This window comes from Paenibacillus agaridevorans, assembly GCF_003112455.1.
Lineage (GTDB): Bacteria > Bacillota > Bacilli > Paenibacillales > Paenibacillaceae > Pristimantibacillus > Pristimantibacillus agaridevorans.
The window spans coordinates 56241-81578 of record NZ_BDQX01000291.1 but is presented as its reverse complement, the minus strand read 5'-3'; the positions used below and the strand labels follow the sequence as shown (position 1 = coordinate 81578).

The 25338-nt window shown below is 53.3% G+C and carries 20 protein-coding genes, 1 pseudogene and 1 riboswitch; of the genes and pseudogenes, 3 read left to right on the top strand and 18 right to left on the bottom strand.

The window, feature by feature from the left end; translation table 11 throughout:
• Window positions 1–71: 71 nt before the first annotated feature.
• On the bottom strand, window positions 72–1040 hold the full coding sequence (msrB, locus tag PAT3040_RS24340; RefSeq protein WP_108994715.1) for a peptide-methionine (R)-S-oxide reductase MsrB: 969 nt from the start codon (window positions 1038–1040) through the stop codon (window positions 72–74).
• 229 nt (window positions 1041–1269) lie between these two features.
• Here msrB and PAT3040_RS24335 point away from each other — a divergent pair, with 229 nt between their 5' ends.
• Window positions 1270–1701, top strand: coding sequence for a hypothetical protein (locus PAT3040_RS24335; RefSeq protein WP_108994714.1), 432 nt, complete (start codon window positions 1270–1272; stop codon window positions 1699–1701).
• The gene (locus tag PAT3040_RS24330; RefSeq protein WP_108994713.1) at window positions 1698–2777 is read left to right on the top strand and encodes a phosphodiester glycosidase family protein; all 1080 of its coding nucleotides are present in this window, start codon (window positions 1698–1700) and stop codon (window positions 2775–2777) included. Before PAT3040_RS24335 ends, PAT3040_RS24330 begins: the two co-directional genes overlap by 4 nt.
• On the opposite strand, the gene PAT3040_RS37375 is transcribed toward PAT3040_RS24330, so the two are convergent.
• Complete coding sequence (locus tag PAT3040_RS37375; protein WP_181376806.1) at window positions 2688–3020, bottom strand: hypothetical protein; 333 nt, start codon at window positions 3018–3020, stop codon at window positions 2688–2690. The two genes, PAT3040_RS24330 and PAT3040_RS37375, sit on opposite strands and share 90 nt — an antisense overlap.
• A 4-nt stretch (window positions 3021–3024) precedes the next feature.
• Here PAT3040_RS37375 and PAT3040_RS36515 point away from each other — a divergent pair.
• Window positions 3025–3096: pseudogene (locus PAT3040_RS36515) on the top strand (helix-turn-helix domain-containing protein); the annotation flags it as partial.
• Window positions 3097–3186: 90 nt separating this feature from the next.
• Here PAT3040_RS36515 and PAT3040_RS24320 read toward each other — a convergent pair.
• The 16 genes from PAT3040_RS24320 to PAT3040_RS24245 all read right to left on the bottom strand — a co-directional run bounded on the left by PAT3040_RS24320 (window position 3187) and on the right by PAT3040_RS24245 (window position 25338).
• Window positions 3187–4644, bottom strand: coding sequence for an RNA-guided endonuclease InsQ/TnpB family protein (locus PAT3040_RS24320; protein WP_108994712.1), 1458 nt, complete (start codon window positions 4642–4644; stop codon window positions 3187–3189).
• 234 nt (window positions 4645–4878) lie between these two features.
• Window positions 4879–5316: a DUF3221 domain-containing protein gene (locus PAT3040_RS24315; protein ID WP_108994711.1), complete on the bottom strand. Its 438-nt coding sequence runs from the start codon at window positions 5314–5316 to the stop codon at window positions 4879–4881.
• An 830-nt stretch (window positions 5317–6146) separates the two neighbouring features.
• The gene (locus PAT3040_RS24310; RefSeq protein ID WP_181376805.1) at window positions 6147–9731 is read right to left on the bottom strand and encodes an outer membrane protein assembly factor BamB family protein; all 3585 of its coding nucleotides are present in this window, start codon (window positions 9729–9731) and stop codon (window positions 6147–6149) included.
• Window positions 9732–9773: 42 nt separating this feature from the next.
• Window positions 9774–10505 (bottom strand): MBL fold metallo-hydrolase, encoded by a 732-nt coding sequence (locus tag PAT3040_RS24305; RefSeq protein ID WP_219930313.1) that lies wholly within the window; start codon window positions 10503–10505, stop codon window positions 9774–9776.
• Window positions 10502–12694, bottom strand: a complete 2193-nt coding sequence (locus PAT3040_RS24300; protein ID WP_108994708.1) for a DUF6259 domain-containing protein — start codon at window positions 12692–12694, stop codon at window positions 10502–10504. Before PAT3040_RS24300 ends, PAT3040_RS24305 begins: the two co-directional genes overlap by 4 nt.
• Window positions 12695–12698: 4 nt before the next feature.
• A complete protein-coding gene (locus PAT3040_RS24295; protein WP_108994707.1) occupies window positions 12699–13448 on the bottom strand; it encodes a sugar isomerase domain-containing protein in 750 nt (249 codons plus the stop codon).
• A 43-nt stretch (window positions 13449–13491) separates the two neighbouring features.
• Entirely contained in the window at window positions 13492–14460 is a 969-nt protein-coding gene (locus tag PAT3040_RS24290; RefSeq protein WP_108994706.1) for an N-acetylglucosamine kinase, read from the bottom strand.
• A gap of 2 nt (window positions 14461–14462) precedes the next feature.
• The gene (locus PAT3040_RS24285; RefSeq protein ID WP_108994705.1) at window positions 14463–15773 is read right to left on the bottom strand and encodes an ABC transporter substrate-binding protein; all 1311 of its coding nucleotides are present in this window, start codon (window positions 15771–15773) and stop codon (window positions 14463–14465) included.
• 168 nt (window positions 15774–15941) lie between these two features.
• On the bottom strand, window positions 15942–16784 hold the full coding sequence (locus PAT3040_RS24280; RefSeq protein WP_087571408.1) for a carbohydrate ABC transporter permease: 843 nt from the start codon (window positions 16782–16784) through the stop codon (window positions 15942–15944).
• A 25-nt stretch (window positions 16785–16809) separates the two neighbouring features.
• A complete protein-coding gene (locus tag PAT3040_RS24275; protein WP_108994704.1) occupies window positions 16810–17742 on the bottom strand; it encodes a carbohydrate ABC transporter permease in 933 nt (310 codons plus the stop codon).
• A 38-nt stretch (window positions 17743–17780) separates the two neighbouring features.
• Window positions 17781–18695, bottom strand: a complete 915-nt coding sequence (gene murQ / locus PAT3040_RS24270; RefSeq protein ID WP_087571406.1) for an N-acetylmuramic acid 6-phosphate etherase — start codon at window positions 18693–18695, stop codon at window positions 17781–17783.
• Window positions 18696–18940: 245 nt separating this feature from the next.
• Window positions 18941–19675 carry a GntR family transcriptional regulator gene (locus PAT3040_RS24265; protein ID WP_258235139.1) on the bottom strand — a complete coding sequence of 245 codons (735 nt, stop codon included), beginning with the start codon at window positions 19673–19675 and terminating at the stop codon, window positions 18941–18943.
• Window positions 19676–20627: 952 nt separating this feature from the next.
• Window positions 20628–21974 carry an NCS2 family permease gene (locus PAT3040_RS24260; RefSeq protein ID WP_087571404.1) on the bottom strand — a complete coding sequence of 449 codons (1347 nt, stop codon included), beginning with the start codon at window positions 21972–21974 and terminating at the stop codon, window positions 20628–20630.
• 122 nt (window positions 21975–22096) lie between these two features.
• Window positions 22097–22197: riboswitch (purine riboswitch) on the bottom strand.
• 137 nt (window positions 22198–22334) lie between these two features.
• Complete coding sequence (locus PAT3040_RS24255) at window positions 22335–23450, bottom strand: DUF1648 domain-containing protein (RefSeq protein ID WP_108994702.1); 1116 nt, start codon at window positions 23448–23450, stop codon at window positions 22335–22337.
• Window positions 23443–23841, bottom strand: coding sequence for a GntR family transcriptional regulator (locus PAT3040_RS24250; protein ID WP_087571402.1), 399 nt, complete (start codon window positions 23839–23841; stop codon window positions 23443–23445). Before PAT3040_RS24250 ends, PAT3040_RS24255 begins: the two co-directional genes overlap by 8 nt.
• A gap of 186 nt (window positions 23842–24027) precedes the next feature.
• Window positions 24028–25338: a 6-phospho-beta-glucosidase gene (locus PAT3040_RS24245; RefSeq protein ID WP_108994701.1), complete on the bottom strand. Its 1311-nt coding sequence runs from the start codon at window positions 25336–25338 to the stop codon at window positions 24028–24030.

Sequence of the window (25338 nt, the reverse complement as noted above, 5' to 3'; positions counted from 1 at the left end):
CAGTCTCCTTCTGTGCCCATGTTTGGTTAACCCTCAAAAAAATACAGCTGTTACTCTGATATTGGTCTGGCTTAGTTGAACAAATAAGCGTATTCGCCATATCCTTCTTCGGCAAGCTTTTCCTTCGGCACGAACCGGAGGGAAGCCGAATTAATGCAGTACCGCAGCCCAGTCGGTTGCGGACCATCTTCGAAGACATGGCCGAGATGGGAGTCGCCTTCCCTGCTCCGCACCTCGACGCGAACCATGAAGTGGCTCGAATCCGTATGCTCCGTCACCGCGGCTTTCTGAAGCGGCTTCGTAAAGCTCGGCCAGCCGCAGCCCGCGTCGTACTTGTCCTTGGAGCTGAACAACGGCTCGCCCGACACGATGTCGACGTAGATGCCGTCCTCCGTATGATCCCAGTATTCGCCAGTGAACGGACGTTCCGTCCCGTTCTCCTGCGTCACGTTGTATTGAATGGGGGTCAGCTTTCGCTTCAGTTCCTGCTGGTCCTTCTTTGCCGACCAATGCTCCGCGATAAAGGCGTCGCGGCCGGAGCCTCTGCGGTACATTTTGTAACGGAACGGATTCTTGTTGTGATAATCCTGATGGTACTCCTCTGCAGGGTAAAAGACTTCCGCCTCCGTAATCTCCGTCACGATCGGCTTGTCGAAGCGTCCGCTGCTTGCAAGCTCGGCCTTGGAAGCCTCTGCCTCCTGCCGCTGCTCCTCCGTGTAATAGAAGATACCCGTGCGATATGATTCGCCGCGGTCGTGGAACTGGCCGCCTGCATCGGTCGGATCGATCTGCTGCCAGAAGATGCCGAGCAACTTCCGGAACGGGAATACCGCCGGATCATAAGTGATCAGCACGGCTTCCGCATGTCCAGTCGTTTCGGAGCAAACCTCCTCGTACGTCGGGTTGACGGTATGACCGCCTATATAACCGGATACGACCGAGACGATGCCCGGCATTTCCTCGAACGGCGTCACCATGCACCAGAAGCATCCGCCCGCGAATGCGACCTTCTCGTACTGGTTCGATTGTTGTTCTGCCATGGTTGCCACCTCACCTTTCTGCTAACATGTCTCTATTATAAACCAACATTTGCACTTTCGAAAACCAAGGACGCCGCGCCCCTCTTTGTTACAATAAGATGACATTCGCAACCTTTCGGCATAAAAAGCGTCCTTACTGGTAGGCAAAAAGGGACAGGGGCAATATTGCACACAACGGTTCGTTCATCCGCGGCGACACATAATTCAGGCTTGAGAGGTGAATGAATAGATGAATGAAGTAAGTTTGGAAAGCAACCTTGCAAGCCGTCAGGAGCATGCGACGCGCAGGCGAAGAAGCGTAGTGTCGCTCGTCGTGTTCGTATCCGTATGGGCGGTGCTCATCGGCGGCGGCTTCTATATGGCGAAGTGGTACACGGATCGGATGCAACAGGATATTACGGCGGATATCGAACGGCAAACCTCCGCTCAACTCCAGGTGATGCAGCAGGCGTACGACGCCAAGCTTGCGGATCTGGATGCCGGCTATGCGGCCGAAATGACGGAGCTTAAAGGCAAGATCGACGCTTTAAATGAACTGCTTACGTTTACCAAGGATAACGCCGATACCAAGACCGATAATAGCAACAAGCTATATACTCAGCTTAACGAGGTCAAGAAGCAACTGGACGAATTGAAAAAAAGCTTGGACGTGCTTAAATGAACATCACGGCCAAAACGTTGAATCGCACGGCGCTTCTCGCCTTGTCGCCCTTCGTCGGCATCTTGATTTGGCTTATCGCCAGTGGAATGGCCGTCCAGCTCTCGGGACTTGACGGAGCGGAGTTTGCCTCCTCCGAACCGCTCGCCAGACCGGAGGCTCTGTTATCGGAAGCTTACGGCGGACTGGATGCCGCTCGCGAAACGGCTATAGGAACCGGAGAGTCCATCAAGAAACAGCTCGATTTGTACAATAGAACCAACGCGGAGATGACCGCAATTTCCAAGCTTGCCGCCACGCAAGCGGCAAGGCCGCTCGCTATCTACGACGCGAAGATTACGTCGAAGCTCGGCAAGCCTTCCGCCACGATCGATACGGACAAGCTTCGCGCTCAGCTGTTCTATCTGAGCAACGATTCGTTTAAGAGTTACGCGGTCAAGATCAAGCTGAAGTCAGGCGATGCCATGAAGATGGTGCTCGGCGGCTCAGAGATCGGACAAGCCCAGACTACGATGCAAGCCGTCCAGTCGCATAAGGCGGCGGTCGGCGTCAATGCGGGCGGCTTCGCCGACGGCGGCGGCAAACGTTACCCGCTGAGCAACACGATCGTGGACGGCAAATATGTGACCGGCTTCGAAGCTTCTTATTCGGATTTGTTTTTTGTCGGGATGAACGATAAAAACAAATTGATCGGCGGCAAATTCGCCAGCAAGGACAAGTTGGACGCCCTGAAGCCAAAATACGGCGCTTCCTTCGTCCCCGTCTTGCTGCGCGGGGGAGCCGCCCAGAGCATTCCGCTCAAGTGGCAGGTCAGTCCTCGCCGTGCGCCGCGTACCGTCATCGCGAACTACAAGGACGATCAACTGCTCATTCTCGTTACGGACGGGTACAATGAAGCAGGGAGCTCCGGCGCGACGCTCGGGGAACTCCAGGACTTGCTAAAGGGTTATGGCGCGATAGACGCTTATAATCTGGACGGAGGCGGGTCCTCATCGCTTGTCTTTAACGGCAAGCTTATTAACAAGCCGTCGGACGGATCGTTGCGCAAGCTGCCTACTCATTTTTTGTTTTTCAAATAAAAAAATAAAACTGCCCCGGAAAAACGGCGGTCGCGCTATCGGAATTTGAGCGCGATCGCCGTTTTTAGCATGCGGTAGTCCTTCTCCGATGCCAACAGCAAACTCTCGGCTTCTGCATGTGTGATGCGCTCGAAACAAACCTCCGTGCCCGGCCGCAGCTGAGCGAACATCCGGGATGTCGACGGTCGCGACATGCGCGATGCGGGGGTAGCCGCCTGTCGTCTGGCGATCCGCGAGCAGCACGTCGACATTGGAGTCGATCTGCAGGGCGTTGGACTGCCAGCCCGGAGATCTGCTGGAATACAGAACGGAGGATTAATCATCGTTTCACAGCAAAAAAGCGGCACCATGAATACTCCCACCACTTACCGTTGCTAACGCTTCGGTTGAAGTGGAGGTTTCTGATGTCTCAACCTGACTTGTTCAGGATGCTTAACACCAGCGGAGTTGACACGTTGATGGTCTGGTTACCATCCAACCCCTCTATCCCATTCGCTCCTTGTGGAGTGACGTTTGGGAATACTTTGCGCATAATGTTCGCCGCGCCGTTGACATCGGCATGAATCCAACCTTTCAGACTCCGGTACAGTCCGCGACAGATTCGTCTGCCGGTGAATGTAACGGTTCTCCCTTCGTCATAACATGGTAGCGAATCCTGGTCCAAGAAGCTCGCCTTTGATGTGTAAGCCTCCTCGATCAGGATGACCGTTATCCCTTGTTCTTCCGCTTTATACTGGATCATGTCTATCAACATCTGATGCGGAATATGACAAAACGATTGATTGTTGCGACGTCCCATGGCAGTTTCTTGTTTCCATCCATCGTTATGACCAATTACGATGGTGCCAATGCGTTGTTCCACAGCCAGTTTGATGATGTGATGGCTCACTTTGTGGAACAGGTCTTTGATCCGGCGATGTCGCTTCAGATGCAAGCGTTCCAGCCGTTTAGACGTATGCATTCCTTCTCGCGGTTCCTTGCCTTGACGAAGGATACCGGTGTAGTGCGCCTTCATTTTGTTGTAATATTGATTGATCGCTTTGACGATCCTGCCCTTCACGATCATCGGCTTCGAGCCGGATGTCGTGACAATGGTTGCAAGATTGTCCACTCCCAAATCAACGGCCATTAGTAATTGCGGAGCATTTGCGTCCATTAGTATATCAGAATGATTTACTTCCTCTTCCTTCTTCACCGGACGAGTGAAGACTAGTTCGACGACGTAACGTCCATTGCTTGGAACTACGCGCACCTGCATCAGCTGTCCCTCGGTACGGCCCAGCTTGCCGATGTTAAGCTGCAGTTTGGTCTTGGGAAGCTTAAGAAATCTCCCGCCTTTAACGATACAATCCTGATTAGAAAACACAACTTCCTTAGCTGTGCCCCGAGCATACCCCGGGATGTTAGGTTTGCCCGTGTACTTCTCTGGATGCTTTCGGTAATCCTTCATGCTGGCGAAGAAAGCCTTCCAATTCTGGAACACCACTTTCATGATTCCTTGACTGCTCTGTGCAGGGAGTGCGCGATAATCCGTTTGCTCCATCACTTTGAATAAGGCGTCCAGGAAGGCATACGATACAAAAGGCTTTTCCGGTGACGGCAGCTCAAATGCGTGTAAACGATTTTTCTCGCTCCGTCGTTCATTCATTGCACCAATCTGCGTGGCCAGCGTGTCCATGACTTGTTGTTGTAGAGGCTGAAGATCCTCCTGACGCCCCCATGCCGTAAACACCTGACGAATATAAAAATTCGTGGTATTGTACAGATTTTTGGCTCTCTGGCATGCTTCATCCAGGTAGCCAAACAGTCGATGGCCCGGCTTAACCCAAACTTGATAAGTTCTGTATGCGGCTTTTGCATCTGCCATAACTTCACCTCCTCCCTCACTTTGTATAGGAACATTTGTTCCCGTATATTGTATCGCTTCAAGAGGAAAAAAGGAAGAACATTTTGTGCGCGAATGCAAGATGTCGCCGATTCACCTCGCCACTTGAAGAAGTGGGAGTCCTCTCGGCGAACGCTGATAGACATGATTTCTTGTCCTTGGCTGCCGCTTTCTCATGGATCCATCCATTGTACGGGTACGAGAATCGTCAACTCATTAAGATACTTCAATGACTTCCCTCACATCCGTCGCGGTTCCTTCTGCAGGATATGTATTGGTAAGTTCTCCCGCAATCTCGACGTTGACCTCATCTCCTACTTCAATACCTTCCAACAGCGACTCGTCCGATACGGTCACCCATACGGCATCCGGCTTCACGACGTCGAGCAGCTCTTCGAGCGCTTCCTTCGTCGGCGCCAGCTCCAGATCGGTAATGTCCGCACTCTGCACGACTAGCAGCTTGGGCACATCAATGGCAACGACTCGCCCTTGCTTGTAATCCCACTCTTCGTTAGATGGAGCCGTTTCCGTTGCCCGTTGTTCTTGGTGCTGCTCCTCCTGCGGCTGATCCTGGACGTTGCCCGCTCCTGTTTCGTCCGAACACCCCGTAAGGAACAGCGCCCCCGCCAATACCGTTACTCCAAGCTTAATCATATGGATCACCCTCCATGTACAAGAAATATGTTGCATTCTCTTACATAGGCTTACCCCAACATGAGCGATGAGAAACAGGCATTAAAGGAAAGCAGCCGCGGACAACAACTTTTTGGAGCCATAAGAGTTACTAACGCCTAAAACTGCTCGCTCGCCCACTTTTTGGATCCATAGGCGTTAATAACGACTATGGACACTAATCAGAGTTACTTTCCGGCCCATAAGCGTTTTTAACGCCTTTGGACGCTAATCAGAGTTACTTTCCAGTCCATCGGCGTTTTTAACGTCTACAGCTGCTCGTTCGCCTTCTTTCTGAAGCCATAAGCGTTAATAACGCCATGGACGCTAATCAAAGTTACTTTCCGATCCATCGGCGTTTTTAACGCCTACAGCTGCTCGATCGCCCACTTTTTGGCCCCATAGGCGTTACTAACGCCTATGGACGCTAATCAGAGTTACTTTCCGGCCCATCGGCGTTTTTAACGCATACAGCTGCTCGCTCGCCTTCTTTCAAGATGCCATAAGCGTTACTAACGACTATGGACACTAATCAGAGTTACTTTCCGGCCCATCGGCGTTTTTAACGTCAACAGCTGCTCGTTCGCCTTCTTTCTGATGCCATAAGCGTTCCTAAAGCCTATGGACGCTAATCAAAGTTACTTTCCGATCCATCGGCGTTTTTAACGCCTACAGCTATTGCTCGCCTACATCAGCACGCTCGCCTACTGTTTAACGCATACAGCCGCTCTTTTCGTCTGCTTTTAGTCGCATATTATCCTAAACTTTTAACGACAAAAAAGGCTGCCCAAAGGCAGCCCCTCGTAAAAACCTTAAATGCCGTTATAACGGATCGCGTAAACCACTCCGTCTATACCGCCCATATAAACCGTCCCGTTGGCGACGGATGGCGTCGACCACAGCACGCGCTCCGGATACCCCACGGCATCGTACTTGAACAGAATATTGCCGTTGGCGGGATCCATCCCGATGACCCGGCCGCGTTCGGCTACCTGGAAGAGGATGCCGTCGGCATAGACGAGTCCGCTGTTGACCGAATATTGCTGCAGGTCCGAATCGGTAGCGCCAGCCCGCAAATCCTTGATCCAATCGACCGTTCCCGTCATTGCATCAAATGCGTATATGATTCGTCCGTGATGCGTCGCATAAAATACATTCGTACCGTCCGTCGCACCGCCGCGCGAAGAGAAGCTCTTCCCTGTGGAATCGGACCAGGAGACCGCTCCTGTGGCGGGATTAAGTCTGCTGATCTTGCCCGGCATAGGATTGATGACCCATAGCTGTCCGCCTGCATACAGCGGCTCCACGTCGGCGATGACGAATAACGAATCGTCAGTGTTGGCGTTGCCTCGCCAGTACAAGCTGCCGTCGCTTGCATTAAGCGCATACCACACATGTTTGTCGCGTACGTTGGCATAAAGCTTGCCGCCTTCCAGAATTGGCGTCTGTCGCAGCAGCCCTTCGGTCAAGTAGCGCCACATCAGGGTTCCGTCATCCGCATCAAGAGCATAAATGTACAAATCGCCGGAGCCGAAATAAACGACGCCGCCCTCAACAAGCGGATTGGAGATCACGCTGCCGCCTGTCGTGTACGTCCACTCGGGCACTCCGGTGTCCGCATTCAACGCGTATAGCTTCTTGTCATGGGAGCCGATCAAAATAAGGTCGGACTGCGGCGCTGCCCGTTCGTAGACCGCCGGCGATGAGAGGATGTCTCCGCCCGTCTGGTACGACCATGCGAGACTGCCGTCGCTGTCGTTGATCGCATATACCTTGCCGTCCTCGGAACCCGCGTATACGCGGCCTTCGTGATACGTCGGCGGCGCTTGAATCATGCCGCCCGTCTTGTACGTCCACTTGGTCGCAACAGCGCCTCCGCCCCACTCGTATTCCTTATACGTTTTCCAAACTTCACCGTTCAAGTCGGTCATTCGTACAGCAACAAAGTGCTTGCCATACGGTATTTCCGGCGAATAGGCGGAGATGTCGATTGTCCCTGTCCACGTTTGGGTGCTTCCCAGCCTGTTCAACGTCGTCCATCCGCCGTAATTGTCTATGTTGGCTTGAACCGATACGATGCCGTCCGGCAAGTCGTTCATTTGAACGGCCACGTTCACGTTTCCGTTCGACAGGGCCGAAGCGGTTGTTATTTCCCACGAAGGCTTGCGCTTATTGCGCATGTCTCCCTGGAGGTACGCTGTTTCATTGCCCGTTGCCGCGTCTCTGCGCGTAATATAAAACTTGTTGGGCGTGATTTTTACCCGAATGTACTCCTGGTACTCCTTCAGTTGACCGATAAACACCCATGGAACGCCGTTCTCCACCGACTCGTCCCAGCGGTGCATATGCCCGCTCAAATAAGCCACGATGTTATAATTCCGGAATCGATCGAGCAATTCTTGTTTGGCCGTCACGTTGCGCAAAATTTCGAATGGATGATGGGCGAAAAAAATGATCGGCGTATCCTGGGACACGTTTGCCAGATCCGACGCCACCCAATTCAGCAGCTTGGGCGACAGCTTGCCGTCGTTCTCCAACGTTACCGTGGAGTCCAGCAAGACGAAATGCACGCCTCCGTAGTCGAAGGATTGATAAAGCGGTCCAACCTTCTGCTCGTAATCTTTTTTGCCGTTGGAATTCCACCAGCGCACATCGTGGTTGCCCGGCACCTCGTACAGAGGAAATTCAATCAACGCTCTGTCGATCGCATATTGGTCGAATTCGGCCGGGACGCCATGATCGGTCACGTCGCCCGTATTTACGATAAATGCCGGCTGGACGACGGTATTTAGATCATCAATGACGGACAGGAAGTTGTTATGTCCAACGAACTCGTGAACGTCGCTGATCATCGCGAATTCGAATGCGGTCACTTCCCCGTACTCCACTGCGAAATGGAGCAAATCGGTTGCCCTCGTATAGGCCGGCGTAGCCGACACCGCAGAATTGTATACCCTCGCCCGAACCTCCGAAGCGTCGGAGATATAGCTCTCCAGGTGCAAAGGATCGGTTATTGTAAAGCGGATCGTCTCCTCTTCTGTCCGCGTCTTCATCGTTTTCTGCACTTGCCAGGAGCCGGTATCGAAGTTCCAGAGGGATAAATACATGGGATTTGTTGCGCTTGTACTGCTGTTCATCGTCATCGACACGGTGAGCGAAGTCACCTTGCGCTTATCAACGCCGGTCAACCCCGCTTCGCTTATCCAGGCGATTCGCTTGCTCGCATCGCTTGCGATTACGAGCTTGTTCAAGTCGCGTTGCGCAAGACTCGCCGCGTTGCCGCCGGTCGCGGTGCCGAATTCGACAGTCGCCGCGTCGGGAGAAAACGTCTTGTAGCCGAGGGTCGGCTCATAATAGACGGTAACGTTTAAGTAGTCGGAATGCCGTACGAACGCGCCGGATCCCGAATTGTAGAGACGCACGCGGATATCGTTGTTAGCGGAAACGTAGCGCCCGATCGCGACCGCGTCCGATACCGCCCATCTTGCCGCGGATCCTTCCGGCCGCGCCGGCGTATCGTACACGACCTCCCAGTTGCCGGTCTCGTAGTTCCAGAGCGACAGCCACTGCGTATTAGCTTCGGAGGAATAGCTTCCGTCGTATTCGACAACTAACGTCCGGATCTGGTTGGCGGCTTGCTCCAAGGTGAATTGCGTTTGCCAGTCAGCCTTGTTGGCCGCAGAGGACACGGAATAAGCAATGCCGTCCCGATCGGCTAGCTTGGATGCGTCATTGGCCGAGACCGTTCCTTCCGCCAGACGAACGGTGTCCGCATCATAAGAAGCTGCCAGCAGGTTCGCTGCATCACTGTATTCATAGAGGATATTCATATAATCCGAAGAAGCGGTGAAGGATGCGACGGATGTCAATGTATGCCGAACCCGCACTTCGGATGACGGGGACACGTAAGGGGCAAATGCGGTCGGGACATTGGACGAATAGAGAAGCTCGCTGTCGGTAATGCCGGTTGTCGAACTAGCGACCACATCCCAATTAGACGTGCCGAAGTTCCATAGCAGCGTTTCCCGGGATACACCGGCTAGCGATGATTTGCCATCGATCGGAATAAAGAGACTTCGAAGCCGGCTTTTCTCCGCTCCAAGCGTCGCCGAGAACGAATAATCGACTTCGTAGCCCGCGCCGGCAGCACCCGCTTGTATGACGTAATAGTTCTGATCGTTGTTCCGCAAAGACTGGTGGCTGCCGCCCGTCACCGTCCCGTCATGCACGGTAATGGCGCCAGGAGCAAGCGATCCCGTCACCAGCGGATTGGCGGCAAGCTCGGCCGCATCCGCAGTCGTCAGCGGCAACACGTACAACATCGCGGCCAATAGGACCGTTGCAAGCGGCGCGGTCCAGCTTTGGCTCCTTCTTCCCAACTTTCGTAGAACGTTCATAGTCATTCATTCCTCCCCGTACCCGTTTCTAATTGGGCTCGATTACCACTCGTATTGCTTCATCTCCTCTGCCGTCTCCGTGTTGTCGAAATAGGCCTGCGCCTCTTGGAGGCACTCCTCTTCCTTCTCATCGCACCAAAAATGCGTCAAAATAAGCTGGCCGACGCCGGCTGTCCGTGCGGCATAACCGGCTTCCCCCGCCGTCATGTGCGGCAGAGCAACGGCGCCTCTCCGCGCCGTTGTCGCCTCGCATAGCAGCACATCCGCTCCCTTGGCAAATTCGATCAAACCTTCGTGCAGCGTCGTATCGGAGGAATAAACCAGCCTGTTGCCGCATCCCCAAGAAACTTCCACTGCATAGGTTTCGACAGAATGCATCATCCGGGCAAATCGGAAGTGCAGATCGCCGATAGCAAGCCGAGTATTCTCGTTGATCGTACCCGTGTCAAATGCTTCGGGATAATGCAGTTGACCCGCTTCCGCTCCCGGCGAAGCCGGCATATAGACGGGAATAATCCGCTCCATTGCGCCCAGCGCCCGCTTCGTCTCCACGGCATACTTCAATATGCGCAGATCCCCGCAATGATCATCGTGAAGATGCGACACGACGATGCCTTCCAGCCGATCGATCGGACACAATGTCTGCAATCTGCTCATCACGCCGTTGCCGCACTCCAGCAGAACGAAACGTCCGCCATGCTCCAGCAAATACCCGGAGCATGCGCCACCCGGCCTCGGAAACGTGCCGTTGTTCCCCAGAACGGTCAGCTTCATCGCGCGTTCACCACGATGCAGCTCAGCTCCGATTCCGGCAACGCCATTCTCAGCCTGCCGTCGAGCCATTGCCAGGAAACCTCTCCTTCATCGCCTCCCAGCTCCGCCGTCCATAGTTGCAGCCCGCCGTCGTCTGCGCTCTCCCCGACAGCTCCGACGCTCGCCGCCTCGACCTCGAAATACCCCGTCGCCTTGCTCAGATTGTCGATCACGTACAGATGTCCGCCGTCCTGCAGGATCCAATGGCTGACCTTAACGGCCCCCGAAGCGCGGATGAACGCGATTCCGTCATCGTCGACATAGACGCCTTGGCGGACGAACGGCTGCAGCTTGCCGCGCAGCTTTACCGCCTGTTCCATAAAGCGGAGCGTGATATCATCCGCGTCCTTGAACTTATCCATCCCGATCCAGAATACCGCCCCTAAGAGCATCGCCCTAGCCGTATCTCTCCGAAGCTGCTCGTACCGCTCGCTGCCGGACAGCCCTCGCCTGGGATTGACCATGTTGATTTGGACATATTCGGGGAAGGTATATTTGTACAAATTAAAAAATTCGTCGTACTTCTCGCCGTTCCAGGTCAAATTCCCCCACACGTGGCTGCCGTAGATGTCGCCGCAATTCTCGATCATGAGAAAGCTGTCCGGGTTCATCTTCCGCATTTCGGGCAGCAGCTTCCTCAATACCCGCAAATAACCGGTATTAAATTCGTCCGGTCGAACGTGGGAATGTCCGGAATCGTAACACGGATACGGGTCGGCGGAGCCCAGTTGATCGAGATAGATGCCGGTTGCGCCGTAGCTGCGCACCATCCATCGCGACATGTCGAGCAAATAATTTTGCCATTCGTCGTGAGAGGGACATAGCGCGACGAAGCGGTTCGGGCCGTACTCTTCGTGCATCATCCCGCCTTCCTGATCCTTGATCGCCCATCGCCGGCCCAGCGTCGGGAAAAAATCCGAATCCACGTCGAAGATTCTGGCATTGATGTAGAACGTGACGAAGCCGTTCTGTTCCTTCACGTAGCTGCAACCTTCGTACAGCTCCCATGGCGTGCCCAGCTCCATGTCGGGCTGAAATTCGGGATAATCCCGGTCGAAGCCCTTGCGGTTCCAGGAAGCGAGCAGCATATGTCTCATATCGAATGCCGACTTGCCTTGATCGTACATCGCGGGAATATCGGCAAACCGCTTGTCGATGTTCTCCTGCCTCTTGAAGTTGTAGCACTGATGAAGAACATATTCATCTTGAAGGAAGGAAGGGTGCTCAGGCATCGCGATATGGCCATCGATCCACTGTCTGTACCGTTTGGCTCCCCAGTGCCAATCGCAATTCGTGAGCGCAAGGCAATATTCGCCGGAATGCCACTTCTCCCCCGTACCGACTTGCGGGAATTTACGGAACGACAGGCCCAGCCATGGCTCCTCGGGTCCTCCTGTCTCGACTCGCAAGCCCGTCAGCGGAAACCGCTCGTCATGCGAAGAGAAATACAGGCCTTGCTTCCGGTCGTGCAAATACATCCATGTCATGGAGGCAAGTCCGCAATAATTGATTTCCCGATAATAGCAGTCATCCGAATGGAAGGACTGCGCCCGCCAGAAATTCATGTATTTGTCCGAAGCGTAATGCAGAACGGGATCGCCAATCTTCTCCCCGGCATGATGCGGGTACACGAGTTGGTTCTCGCTTCTGTTCGAGCCTAGCTGCATACCGCCGAGATACGGGAATAACACCTCCGTCACGTCATAGTCCGCATCTTCGTTGCGGATCTCGAGACTCCAATAACATTCTCCGCTGGCCGGAGCAAGACGAATTCGGACAACCGCGCCGATCGCCGCATTCCTCCCCGGCACGTTAAGTACGTTGCCACCGCCCCCGTCAAGTTCGTTGCTCACCGCTCCTCCAAGCTCGCTGCTCCGGATGCCGCCCGGACCGGCTTCGAACGTCAGCTCCAACATCTTGGAGCCGTCCGCTGTAGCTGCGGATTGGCAGGACAACAGCCTTATGCCCTCCAAAGGACCTGCGGGACGCCCGGTTTCTCCGCGTTTTGACGTCCAGAGCGCCAACAAAGGCCGAACCTGTTCGTGCTTGACGCAGTCATCGCCAGTCTCTTTGTTAAGCAGCGATACAATGCCGAGACTGCTTTCGTCGAAAGTTACGGCGATAAAATCGTTCTCCAGCTTGTGTTGCATGGCGTCAGTACCCTTCCTTTTCGTAAGTGGCCCATGCTTCGCTGTTATGCGTGCCCGCGCCAGGCATATGATTGCTCTTATAGATGCTCGGCTTCTTCCCTGCCGCTACGAGCAGCTCCACCACTCGCGCTTCGATCGCCCAGAACAAATACGAAGCCGCGATGCCGGAGGAAGGACATAAGCCAATATCCAATTCGTCCACATGGAGCACCGTATCTCCGACATTGGAGCAATTGTCCACGACGATGTCGGCGGCTTCGAACAACCGTTTGCCGCTCTTATGCGCCGAAGTCAGGAAGCTCGAATATTCGACGGCGGTAATCGCAATGACGGTCAGTCCGAGTTCTCTGGCATACAGAGCCAACTCCACGGGCAATACATTGATGCCCGACACCGACCCGATCATCAATATATCGCCGGCGAGCATATTGCTTTTGTTTACTATGAATGCGGGCAATCCTTCGATCTCATCCATAAAAGCCTTCTTGCGCGTCCGCGTGACGTCCGCTTCGCGGTAACGCGTCGGATTGGAAACATCGACTGTAACCCGCACCGGACGCACCGCCATCATGCCGCCCGTTCTCCCCACGCCTTCGTACATCAGCATATGGCCGGTGTCCAGCAGATGCCAGATGCCGCCGTTCTCCAGGCTGCCGGCAATCGCGCGCGCGGCTTGATCAATTGCATTTAGTTGCGTGGACTCGATTTTGTCGAGCACGCTCCTCATGTTCTGAAAGTAGGTAAGGGGTAACATCCAATTCCGCCTCTCGATTGAATTCTATATGCCAATTCTCAGGTCAAAGCAAGGTCATCTTTAGACTGCTCAGCAGATCGTCGCTCCAGGGCACGCCGGCAGCGCGATAAGCCAACATCAACGCGCCTGCTGACGGGGGACCGAACGGCGTCCCGATTGTAATGCTTGGACATTCTCTGCGCAATGACGCGGTGAAGGCGGATAATAAAGGATCTCCGAATACCGTCATCCCGCCGGTCAAAACAACCTTGTAACGGGCATCGTCCATATCCAGTCGCTTGATAACGGCCTGTGCCAGCTCGGCCAACTGCTCACCTGCCTCGAAGACCAGCTTCTTCGCAACGCCGTCGCCTTCGCATGCAGCCTCGCGCACGAGATAGGTCAGACTGCCTGTGTTGTCCGCCGATATGACGGACTTAAGCTGCGCGATATCCGTGACGCCATAATGCCGCTTCAGCTTGTCGCTGATCAACGTGTTCGGTCCTCTGCCTTCATGGGCGAGCGCGGCGGCTCGCAAGGCGCTTGCCGACACAGCATAGCCGCTTCCGGGATCGCCGATGATGGGCCCCCATCCCCCGACCACGAAATTATCGCCATGCTCATTAACGCCCATTGCGAACGAACCGGTGCCCGCAAGCACCGCGATCCCTTCCTTGGCGCCAAGCGCGCCAAACAGCGTGCTATCCATGTCGCTATCGTATAAGACCGACGCCAAGCCCAGCTCATCCTCCAGCAGCCGCGACAGCTCTTCCCTATGCTTTTTCATCCCGGGGATGCAGCAGGCTGCCTTCGCTATACGGCCCGGGGAAGCCGAAGCCGCCTCCAGCGCGCTGCGGACGGCTGCCGCAACCGCATGCGCCGCCGCTTCGAAGCTTACAAAATTCGGATTCGAGCCGCCGAAGACGGCTCTGCCGAGGCAGCGGCCGCCCCTGTCCGCGACGACCGCCTCCGTCTTCGTACCTCCGCCATCGATGGCAAGGAACAGCATAGACTCGCCAAAATCGTTAACCATCGTCACTTGCCGCCCGACAGTACAGAAGCCGCGTTTTTCTCGACCGCGTCGACTGCCTCCTGCACCGACTTCTGGCCCAGCCACATCAGATCGAATTGCTTGGCAACTTCCGTGTTAAACGCTGCTCCGTGCACCGGCGTCGGGAACGGAACGCTGTACGACAGCGCTTCGATCAAATAGCGGTTATCGGGATGCTTCTCCAGGAACGACTTCATATCGACGCCTTGCACCGCCGGCAAGCCCATCCCCGTATCCAGGGCGATTTGCTGGGCTTCCTTCCCGCTCAAAAACTCAAGCACGCGCCACGACAAATCCGGGTTATCAGCCCCCTTCGGAATGACCCATGCATTAACGAAGGATGTGCTGAGCTTCTGCTTCCCTTGCGGCAGCGGACGAATCAAATATTCGACCCCTTCTTTCTCGAACGTAGCCGTATAGGACAAGCCTCCCGCGATCATGGCAACCTTGCCCGCCACAAACGTCGATACGTCGTTGGAGCCGAATTGCTGAGCCTGGCTTTCCGTAGGCGCCGACTTATCGACATGCACGAGATCGTGCAGGAACTGAAGCGCTTCCACGCTCTCCGGCTTGCCCAGCATCGACTGGCCGTCCTGCGTCACGAGCCCGCCGTTATTTTGCATGAGCCAAGACGTATAACCGTCCGCGTATTTCGGGAAATAAAAGCCCCATTGGCTGTCGCCCGACAACTGCTTCGAAATCGCTCTGAAGTCCTCCCATGTCCAGTCTTCCTTGGGATAGGCCACGCCGGCGTCATCGAACATCTTTTTGTTTAAAAACATGACTTTGCTCGTAATATCCCTCGCTACGGCAAACGGCTTGCCTTCAAATGACAACGCGTTGGAGACGACTGGATACGCGCTTGAGAGATATTCGTCCGAAACGTAGCTTTCCAGGGAAAGAATCGCTCCTTTCTCCGCGTATACCGGAATTCTGTCCATAGCCAGCATCATCACCTCAGGCATCTCGCCGCCGCCCGCGATCATCGTCAGAACCTTGTCTGCATAACCCGAGCCGATCTGAATATATTCCATCTCCAGATCCGGATTCAACTCTTCGAACTTGGCCTTCAGTTGCTTGAGCGGCTCCGACTGGGTGAAGTCCCACCACGACAGAACCTCGACTTTGGTTCTTTCCTTCGGCGGCTCGGGCTTCTGCGTCGCTGCACTCTCCCCCGGTCCTGCAGAGTTGCTGGGACTCGGCGGGGTATTTCCTCCGTTATTGCCGGAACATGCCGTTACAATCACCATCAATGCCGTTATCAATGCCACTAAGGATAATTTCGTTGCTTTCATGGCCAAAAACCTCCTCGATTGATCAAATGGAATACTTCCGGATCATGCTCAACCCATCTTTTTATATCCTCCAAACCAACAACCCATCCCATAATCCTGTCTGTTCCGTTCGCATCACATCCTCTCAAGCCAGTTCGAGGCCTCTAACGAATAAGTAGCCCAAGCCGATTACTTGCCGCTGAGTCCGGAGGTCAGCATGCTCTTGATGAAGTGGCGCTGGAATACCAAAAAGATGATAATCAGCGGAAGGATCGACATGGAGGCGGCAGCCATCAGCATGCCCCAGTCGTTGTTGGTATTGCTTTGCAAATAGGTGATCCCGACTTGAATCGGCATCTTCCAATAATCGTTCATAACGACTAACGGCCATAAGAAGGAATTCCATTCGCCCACGAACGACAAGATTGCAATGGTTGCCAGTGCCGGCTTCGCATTAGGCAAAATGATTCGACGCCATATGCCGAATCGGCTGCAGCCGTCCATAATCGCGGCTTCGTCCAAATCTCTCGGTATCGCAAGATAATATTGACGCATAAAAAATATATTAAAAACCAGCGATGCGCCAAATATCGACGGAACGATGAGCGCCTGATATTCGTTAATCCATCCGAGCATTCGCATAAGCGAATAATTTGGAATCAGCGTAATGTGACCAGGCATCATCATCACGCCCAATAAGATCAGAAATACAGCATCCCGCCCTTTGAACCGCAGCCGCGCGAACGAATAAGCGGCAAGCGAGCTCAGTGCGATATTACAAAAAGGCACGATAATAGACAGCATCAACGAATTTAGCAAAAATCGGTAGAACGGCAATACCGTCCATACTTGAACATAATTATCGAACGTGAACGGTCTGGGCAGCAGATCGAACGGATTTCCATTAAAGATCTGGGCGTTCGTCTTAAAGGAGGCCGTAATCGCCCAAACGAACGGGTAAATCATGAGTACGGCAATAGCCGTTAATCCCGCGTAGAGAATGATCCGGGATATCGTTCCACGAAGCTTCATCCACTTGTCTCCTTCCTCTGGTGACTTACATACGAGCGCCTTCGCTTTTTCTTCGATGCCAGAACTGGATCAGCGTCAATACGAACAAGATAAAAAACAGCACCCAGGCCAGCGCGGACGCATAACCCATTCGATAAGACTGAAATGCCTCCGTATAAATGTAGTAGAGCAGCGAATTGGTTGTACCGCCGGGACCGCCTTTCGTCATTGCCAGAATGGCTTCGAAAATATTAAACGATTCGATCATGAGCAGAACAGTGACGATAAATGTCGTGTTTGCCAGCAGCGGCACGGTTATGTATCTCGTCTTCTGCCAAGGGCTGGCTCCGTCTATGGAAGCCGCCTCGTACAGCTCGTCCGGAATCGTCTGAAGTCCCGCGAGGTAAAGGATCATGTAATAGCCGCTAATCTGCCAAATGCGCATCAACACAAGCGCGGGCTTCGCCCAAAATGTGCTTTCCAGCCAGCGAGGCGGATTATCGATGCCGATATACGACAATACGGTGTTGATGCTGCCGATATCCGGATTGAAGATCCAGAGCCAAACGACTCCAATCGCAATCGTTGACGTGATGTGAGGCAAGTAATAGGACGCTCTAAAAAATCCCGCCCCTTTTAGCGGCCTGTGGATCAAGATGGCCAGCGTCATGGCGCTTACAATCCCGATCGGCACCATCGTGACTACAAAAAACAACGTATTGCCAAACGTTTGGTAAAACTCTTCGTCGCGCAAAAGCATGCCGTAATTGCTAAATCCCGTCCACTTGGCTGGAGTCAGCAGATCCCAATCCGTCAAGGAAATAAAAAAGGAATACACCAGCGCTCCGTAAGTAAATACCGCAACTCCAGCAAGAACGGGCAGGATGAACAGCCAACCCATTAAAGTTTCATTGTCGCCCCATCGTTGTCTTCGTAACACCCTCGGCCGCTTCGCGCGTTCGGAAGCTGTGTGCTGCATGCAAGCAACCTCTCCTCTCGTAATGAGTCATCATTTTTCTACTTTTGCATATCCGTACGGACGGCAAGACGAACAAATCCATCCGATCGATGCAGAAGCTCTTCCGCCTCCTCCGGCGTTACGTTCGCAAGCAGGCTTACGACGGCCGTCTTAATGCGCCAGTCTGCGCTCTGGAGCGCAAGCTCCGACTCCTCTTGTCCGGCACCGGTTGCTTCCCTGACAATTTGAACGGCGCGTCTCTTCAGCTTCGAGTTGGAGGGCTGCATATCGACCATCATATTGCGATACACGTGGCCCGTACGAATCATGCTGGCCGTACTCAACATGTTCAGAACGATTTTTTGCGCGGTCCCCGCCTTCAAGCGCGTCGAGCCCGCAAGCAGTTCAGGACCCACGATAACCTCGATGGACAGATCGGAAAGCTTTCCCATGACCGTCTCCTGGTTGCAAGAAACCGAGATTGTCGCAGCTCCCAAGCCGGCTGCATATTTCAAAGCGCCTATGCAATAAGGCGTGCTCCCGCTTGCGCTCAAAGCTACGACACAGTCGTTGCTTGTCAATTCGAGGGCGAGCAACTCGCGAGCTGCCGCTTCTTCGTCGTCCTCCGCGCCTTCAATCGGTGCAAGAAATGCCTCCGGACCGCCTGCAAGCAGGAACGATACCTGCTCGGGAGAAGTGCCGAATGTCGGGGGACATTCTAGCGCATCAATAGCAGCCAGCCTGCCGCTTGTACCTGCGCCGACATAAATCAATCTGCCGCCTATGCGGAATCGGTCGACGATAATGTCTACTGCCTGCGCAATGTCTGGAAGCGCCTTCTTAAGCGCCGGCATGATGGCATGATCTTCGTCATTCATTAGTTGCAGAATCTCCAAGCTATTCATGGCATCCATGTCCGAAGAACGGTCATTTATCTGTTCGGACACCTCTGATTTAGAATGTCGCTCTCCCATCTTTTCTTCTCTCCCTCTCTTAATCCGCGATGCGGATTCGAGTCTATTTCATCTTACTCCATATGAATCTATACATCCATATGTATAGACCACTTTAACGATAACTTCATATTGTGCGGAAGCGCCAGGCATAAAGCGCGGGCTTCCGCCGCAAGCCGTCTTTCGATTGTAAATCTTGAACCGCGATTCTCTTAGTCATGCCTCAACTCCTCCCGTAGCGCCTGCGGTTGCAAGTTATCTTTGATCTATCTCGCCAGCTCCGAATGGAATTTGTAACGGTCGCCCGGATAAACGGATTTGACATATTCGAAGGGATGGCCGTCGCCGTCGAATGTAACTCGCTTAATTAACATCATAGGAATGTCCGCTCTCACCTGAAGCAGATTTATTTCACGCGCCGTCGGCATCCCGACCTCGATGGTCTGACTTGCTCTCGCAGGCGCAACGCCGTACCGCTCGGACAACAGACGGTATAACGACACGCCTTCGAATGATTCGTGCGCCAATTCCGGGAAGCGATCCACTGGAAGATGGGTCGTCTCAAGCGCCATCGGTTTCTCGTCTGCAAGCCGGACACGGGTAAGAATGACCGTCTTCGACTTTTCCTCGAGTCCTAGAACTTGCCCAACGCTTGACGGTGGCGTCGTCACATCCACATCGACAACATATGCCCCTGGCTTCAATCCTCGGCTAGCCATGTCTTCGCTAAAGCTCGTTAATTTGTACAAGCCTTGATCGATTTTGGGCTGGGCTACAAAGGTCCCTCTGCCTTGCTCCCTGATCAGCTTCCCTTCGTTAACCAATTCCAGGAGCGCTTGCCTGACCGTCATTCGGCTGATACTGAACATCTCGCTCAGCTCCCGCTCGGACAATATGCTGTCTCCGGGCTTTAACTCCTCTCTTTCGATTTGTTCGATCATATGCTGCTTCAATTGAAAGTAAAGCGGTATGGGAATGTTCTTGTTGAGCTGATACTTCATAATCAATAACCAACTTTCTTTTTTTTGCTAATTTGTAAAGACGTATAGACCACTTAACATTAATACATATTCGCTGTTCATTTACAAATTCCTTTTTAGATTTAAAAATATTTTTTGTAGCTTTTAGCACGGTGAAACGCCTGACGGGATCCCCTTTTCGGACGCTATCGTTTCGGCGAAACGCCTTACTACGTCATCTCATCAGACGATATCGTTTTGGTGAAACGTATATAGAATGTGGGGACAAACATATATACTCTACACATTTAATAAGGGGAAAAGCTCCCTTTAGTTGGCCGCCTTTTCGTTTCTTCGATGTGTTAGAGGGAAATTCGCCCTCTAATCCAAGTAGAATGACTGGAAACGCCAATGTGATGGGGATTAGAGGGAGGATTTCCTCTTAAATCCGAAATATCCCATTAAGTGGCGAGAATAGAGGGAGGTTTTCCCTTAATTCTCTGCATGACTGAAGCGTCCCTCTATAGACACTATCCTTTTCGCCATGGACACTGATCAGAGTTACTTGCCGGTCCATCGGCGTTTTTAACGCCTACAGCTGCTCGTTCGCCTACTTTTTAGAGCCATAGGCGTTAGTAACGCCTATGGGCGCTAATCAGAGTTACTTTCCGGTCCATCGGCGTTTTTAACGCCTACAACGGCTCGCTCGCCTACTTTTCTTAGCCATAAGCGTTACTAACGCCTATGGACGCTAATCAGAGTTACTTTACGATCAATCGGCGTTTTTAACGCCTACAGCCGCTCGATCGCCTACTTTTTGGAGCCATAAGCGTTACTAACGCCTATGAATGCTATTCAGAGTTACTTTCCGGTCCATCCGCGTTTATAACGCCTACATCCGCTCTCATTATTCACAGTCCGGTATGTCGCATAATTTGCTAAACGGCAAAAAAAAAACAACAGCGCCGGTCCAGCGCTGCTGCTTTCCATTTGATTATTCGCCGCCCATAAATACGTAACGGCAGATGATCAGTACCGCGAGTATCCACATGAGCCAATGTACTTTGTATTTGCCTTTGCCAGCTATATTGGCAACGGATGCGAGCAAGACGTAGGATACGATACCGAAGGAGATGCCGTTCGCGATGCTGTAAGTGAAAGGCATCATCGCAAGCGTCAGGAATGCCGGAATCGCATAGACCATATCGGAGAAGTCGATCTCTTTAACGGATTGCATCATCAGCACGCCGACAATAATCAGTGCCGCCGCAGTCGCCGTTCCAGGCACGAGCGCTACGAGCGGCGAGAGGAAGATCGCCAGCAAGAAGCAGATGCCCGTCGTTACCGCCGTCAAGCCGGAACGTCCGCCTTGCGCGATGCCCGCGGAGCTCTCGACGAAAGCCGTTACCGTGCTCGTTCCAAGGACAGCGCCGCCGCCAACGCCGATCGCGTCGACCATCATCGCTTTGCCCACAACTTTTTTCCCTTTTTCGGGGTCCTTCATGACGCCGGCGCGGTTAGCCGTGCCGACAAGCGTACCGAACGTATCGAACAGCTCGACGAACGTGAAGGTCAGAATAACTGTAATCAAGCCCACTTCCATAACGCCCGCGAAGTCGAAATGCCATACGTTCATCGTGGAGAAGTCGGGAATCCAGGTTTTTCCTTCAAGCGCTTCGCTAATATTAACATGACCGGAAATCAGTGCGATAACCGTTGTACCCAGGATGCCGAAAAGAATAGCTCCCGGCACTCGCAAGACCATCAGAATCGCGATCAGAGCGATTGCAATGACGGTAAACACCACATTTTCATTGTGGAAGCTTCCGAGGGAGATAAGCGTACCCCCGTCCTCGAAGGCGATAATCGTCATCAGGCCGCTGTTCTTAAGACCGATTACGGCGATAAACAAGCCAATGCCGACCGTAATTGCGTGCTTCAGGCTGTCCGGCACGGCGGTAATGAGCATCTGGCGGATCTGCGTGACCGTCAGGATAATAAAGATAATACCTGAGATAAATACCGCCGTAAGACCCATGGCCGGGGATATCGGAGTGTCCGTTGCGGCCGAAGCGAGAATAACCGATGCAAAGTATGCGTTAAGCCCCATGCCCGGCGCGAGAGCAACCGGGAAGTTCACGAACAAACCCATCGCGATCGTGAAGATACCTGCTGCCAGTGCCGTAGCCAGGAAGACAGCCGTCCAATCCAGACCCGTCGGCGACAAGATTGCCGGGTTGACGGCCAGTATGTAAGCCATCGTCATGAAAGTCGTCAGTCCCGCCATGACTTCAGTTCTGACATTTGTTCCTAGTTCCTTCAAACGAAAGAAACGTTCCATTTTGAATAACCCTCCCAAAATTGTGTTGGAACAAACAAAGAAGCCTAGTAAAAAATGCATAATGGCATTTCTTCTAGGCTCTGCAAAAAGGGAAGAAAACATTCGCCGGACCGCAGCGAACTTGCTTTCTTCACCCTTTTCGTAGCCTGATCATTTACGGTGACCGAGTAGAGACTCTCAAGCCGATTCTTGAGATTATACGAAAAGTTCCTATGCGGTTGTTGTCTTCCGACTTTAATTCTAATGAGAGAGCAAACGTTTTGTCAACATTTTTCACGAATATTCGACTCGAAATTTATTCCATTATTCGTAAATGGAACGTTTTCATTTAAATTCCAGTTGCCAATTGATCGGAACTGCCTACTCGATGATCAAAGGCAGCCCTACGGCGACCAAAATGATGAGAACAACAATGATCCACACGACCGGTCTTGCCATATTCATCGTCCATCCGATGCCGAACCGCTTTTCCACAAACAGAGCCGGGTCATTCGGGTTAAAATAGATAACTCCCAGCTTCCAATGGCGATCGTGATCTGCGGCCGACGCAACCGTTGTTTGCGGCTTGCCTCCGCTCTCCGACTTGAGCCGGCTTCCGCCTTGTCCCGTTTTGACGGACAGCGCTATGGAGGATACCACCATCAGTCCCACCACCAAGATCGTGGCTAACGCAGAAACATTGCCGGACCAGTCGAGCAACATCCCCACAGGTATCATGCCGATGGCTGCCATAATCATAAAACCGAAGATGATCAAATAAGCGGACCAGATGCGGCGGAACCTCAGGTTGCGATGCAGCGATCCTTCCGGATCGGATGCTTCCGCGACTTGTTTGCTGCGCCCGATGACGACATTCGTAAAGACGAAAACAATCAGAAGGAAGGCTTGCACGAATACGGGCCAAAGGACGGAAGTGTAGCTTTTTGCCACGCTGCGTGTCACTTCTCCGTTAAAATCGTATTTCATCGGCATGAGCTCCGGGAACCGGTCGTAACCGAGCACGCAGACGAGTATCGTCCCCATAATAAGCAGCAAATGCGGGATAAACCAGTAATGAGGCTGGGTAAGCTTTTCCGTGCGGAAGGCCGTGCTGACCATAATGCGCTGAGGCGCGTCTTTAAGCCATTGCTCTTTTTCTTTGATGGCCTTTACGGCTCGATGAATCTTGTAATAGATGCCAAAGGAAACGATTATATACAATACGGTATGGGCGGCGAGCGCGATTCCCCAGGCGTTGTCGCTGGAGATCCGGAACGTAATAATCATCAGCGAAGCCGTCAGCAACGCGCCGAGCCCCCCGTTCCACCACAAGTAGCTTTTGCGCAGCGCTCTGATGTCCGGGTGGTTCTGCCCTTCCTCCGGAATCGTCACGCCGAAGCTTTCGATCCTCCTCGTCAGCAGCGGAATGACGGTTGTCGTCAGCACGACGGGAATCATAATAACAAGTACCAGCAGCAACATCCAATTATTAGCCATTCGTATTCTCCTCTCTCCTCATGTCTTCGAACACTTCGTGGCATAATGCGCCGAACTGCTCCTTCGTCAATCCCCGACAGATCGCATCCGCGATCAGCGGCTTCAGTTGTTCATTCAGTCGTTGATGGTAAGATTCGTCGGCGGGGGGCATCGTGTCCGGATGTACGACGACGCCTTGCTTCCGGTTAATCTGCACGTACCCCTCCTGCTTCAAAATTTGGTACGCCTTGTTCACGGTGTGAAGGTTGATGCCCAAATCCGACGCGAGACTTCGAACCGATGGCAGCGGCTCGCCGGGACGCAGCCGTTTCCTTGCAATGCCCTCCACAATGGCATTAACGAGCTGCGTATACAGCGGCACCTCCGATTGCAGATCGATTTCCAACAGCAATGGCTTCACCTCCGAAAATACATCGATTAGTTGTTATATATCAACTATAACAGATAACATTAAATGTTTGCAATAGACAAACAAGTTCCGAAGATACTTTTGGGCCAATGATGACCAATAAAAAACGCCCGGCTCGTGGAGGTTATGAGGACCTCGGCGAACCGAACGTTAAGCAACGCACGTACGTTATTCGTTTTTGAAAAAATTCGGCAAATAGGCGCGATTCGCTTCCAGCATCTCTTCCAGCAACGCCTTCGCAACCGTCACGCTCGGCACCAGCGGATGATGGACGAGCGCCTGCAGCGCGATGCCGCGATCGCCGGTGATCGCCGCTTGGATCGTCAGCGACTCGTACGTCTTGACCGCATGAAGCAGTCCCGTCACATGTTCCGGAATGATGCGCAGCGGTATCGGGGTCGGACCTTGCGCCGTCACGACGCAGTTGACCTCGATGCTGGCATCCTGCGGCAAAAACGGAATGATGTTGCCGTTCTTCACGTTCAGCGTCTGAATGTCGCGCTTGTCCGTATACAGCGAATGCATCAGGTTTACGGCCGCTTCGGAATAATAAGCGCCGCCGCGCTGCTCCAGCTGCTTTGGCTTCTCCTTTAAATTGACGTCCTTGTACAATTCGAATAATTCCGTCTCGACGCGGCTCACGATGTCGGCGCGCGTGCCGTCCTTTTCCATCGACGCCGTCATGTCCGCCAGCATCTTGTCCGTCATGTAGAAATAACGCAAATAATACGTCGGGATCGCGCCGAGCGAGCTCAGGAAGTCCGCGTCCCAATCTAGCGCGGTCACATTGGAAGCCGTATACTCCCGGCCTTTGCCGATCAGCTCCGGCAGCTTGTCTTCGCCGTTTACGTACGCCGCGGTTACCCAATGCAGATGATTAATGCCTACAAATTCCGGCAGCACCTCGCGTTCGGTCACGCCGTATTCCTTGGCCAGAAACTTATAGAAGTTGATCGGCGAATTGCAGAGCCCCACCGACTTGACCTTCGTATGTTTAAGAACGGCTTCCGTTACGATGCCAGCCGGATTGGTGAAGTTGAGCAGCCAGGCGTTCGGAGCGAGCTCCTCGATATCCTTGCAGATGTCGAGAATGACCGGAACGGTGCGCAGCGCCTTGAACATGCCTCCGGGCCCCGTCGTTTCTTGGCCGATGACGCCGTGGCTGATGGGAATATGCTCGTCGCGGCGGCGCGCCTCGAGCAGGCCGACCCGCATCTGAGTCGTCACGAAATCCGCGCCTTTGATCGCTTCTCGGCGGTCCAGCGTCAGATGAACCTCGATCGGCAAGCCTGATTGCTCCACCATCCTTTTGGCCAGCGCGCCGACGATGTCGAGCTTATGTTTGCCTTGTTCGATGTCGACGAGCCACAGCTCGCGAATCGGCATTTCGTCGTACCGTTTAATAAATCCTTCGACAATCTCCGGCGTATATGAGGAACCTCCGCCGATCACGGCGACTTTGAGCGGTTGTTTGTTCAT

Bases quoted from the DNA above. Each gene is read 5' to 3' on its own strand.
- msrB (WP_108994715.1), bottom strand. From the start codon at position 1,040: ATGGCAGAACAACAATCGAACCAGTACGAGAAGGTCGCATTCGCGGGC.
- PAT3040_RS24335 (WP_108994714.1), top strand. From the start codon at position 1,270: ATGAATGAAGTAAGTTTGGAAAGCAACCTTGCAAGCCGTCAGGAGCAT.
- PAT3040_RS24330 (WP_108994713.1), top strand. From the start codon at position 1,698: ATGAACATCACGGCCAAAACGTTGAATCGCACGGCGCTTCTCGCCTTG.
- PAT3040_RS24320 (WP_108994712.1), bottom strand. From the start codon at position 4,644: ATGGCAGATGCAAAAGCCGCATACAGAACTTATCAAGTTTGGGTTAAG.
- PAT3040_RS24315 (WP_108994711.1), bottom strand. From the start codon at position 5,316: ATGATTAAGCTTGGAGTAACGGTATTGGCGGGGGCGCTGTTCCTTACG.
- PAT3040_RS24310 (WP_181376805.1), bottom strand. From the start codon at position 9,731: ATGAACGTTCTACGAAAGTTGGGAAGAAGGAGCCAAAGCTGGACCGCG.
- PAT3040_RS24305 (WP_219930313.1), bottom strand. From the start codon at position 10,505: ATGAAGCTGACCGTTCTGGGGAACAACGGCACGTTTCCGAGGCCGGGT.
- PAT3040_RS24300 (WP_108994708.1), bottom strand. From the start codon at position 12,694: ATGCAACACAAGCTGGAGAACGATTTTATCGCCGTAACTTTCGACGAA.
- PAT3040_RS24295 (WP_108994707.1), bottom strand. From the start codon at position 13,448: ATGTTACCCCTTACCTACTTTCAGAACATGAGGAGCGTGCTCGACAAA.
- PAT3040_RS24290 (WP_108994706.1), bottom strand. From the start codon at position 14,460: ATGGTTAACGATTTTGGCGAGTCTATGCTGTTCCTTGCCATCGATGGC.
- PAT3040_RS24285 (WP_108994705.1), bottom strand. From the start codon at position 15,773: ATGAAAGCAACGAAATTATCCTTAGTGGCATTGATAACGGCATTGATG.
- PAT3040_RS24280 (WP_087571408.1), bottom strand. From the start codon at position 16,784: ATGAAGCTTCGTGGAACGATATCCCGGATCATTCTCTACGCGGGATTA.
- PAT3040_RS24275 (WP_108994704.1), bottom strand. From the start codon at position 17,742: ATGCAGCACACAGCTTCCGAACGCGCGAAGCGGCCGAGGGTGTTACGA.
- murQ (WP_087571406.1), bottom strand. From the start codon at position 18,695: ATGGGAGAGCGACATTCTAAATCAGAGGTGTCCGAACAGATAAATGAC.
- PAT3040_RS24265 (WP_258235139.1), bottom strand. From the start codon at position 19,675: ATGAAGTATCAGCTCAACAAGAACATTCCCATACCGCTTTACTTTCAA.
- PAT3040_RS24260 (WP_087571404.1), bottom strand. From the start codon at position 21,974: ATGGAACGTTTCTTTCGTTTGAAGGAACTAGGAACAAATGTCAGAACT.
- PAT3040_RS24255 (WP_108994702.1), bottom strand. From the start codon at position 23,450: ATGGCTAATAATTGGATGTTGCTGCTGGTACTTGTTATTATGATTCCC.
- PAT3040_RS24245 (WP_108994701.1), bottom strand. From the start codon at position 25,338: ATGAACAAACAACCGCTCAAAGTCGCCGTGATCGGCGGAGGTTCCTCA.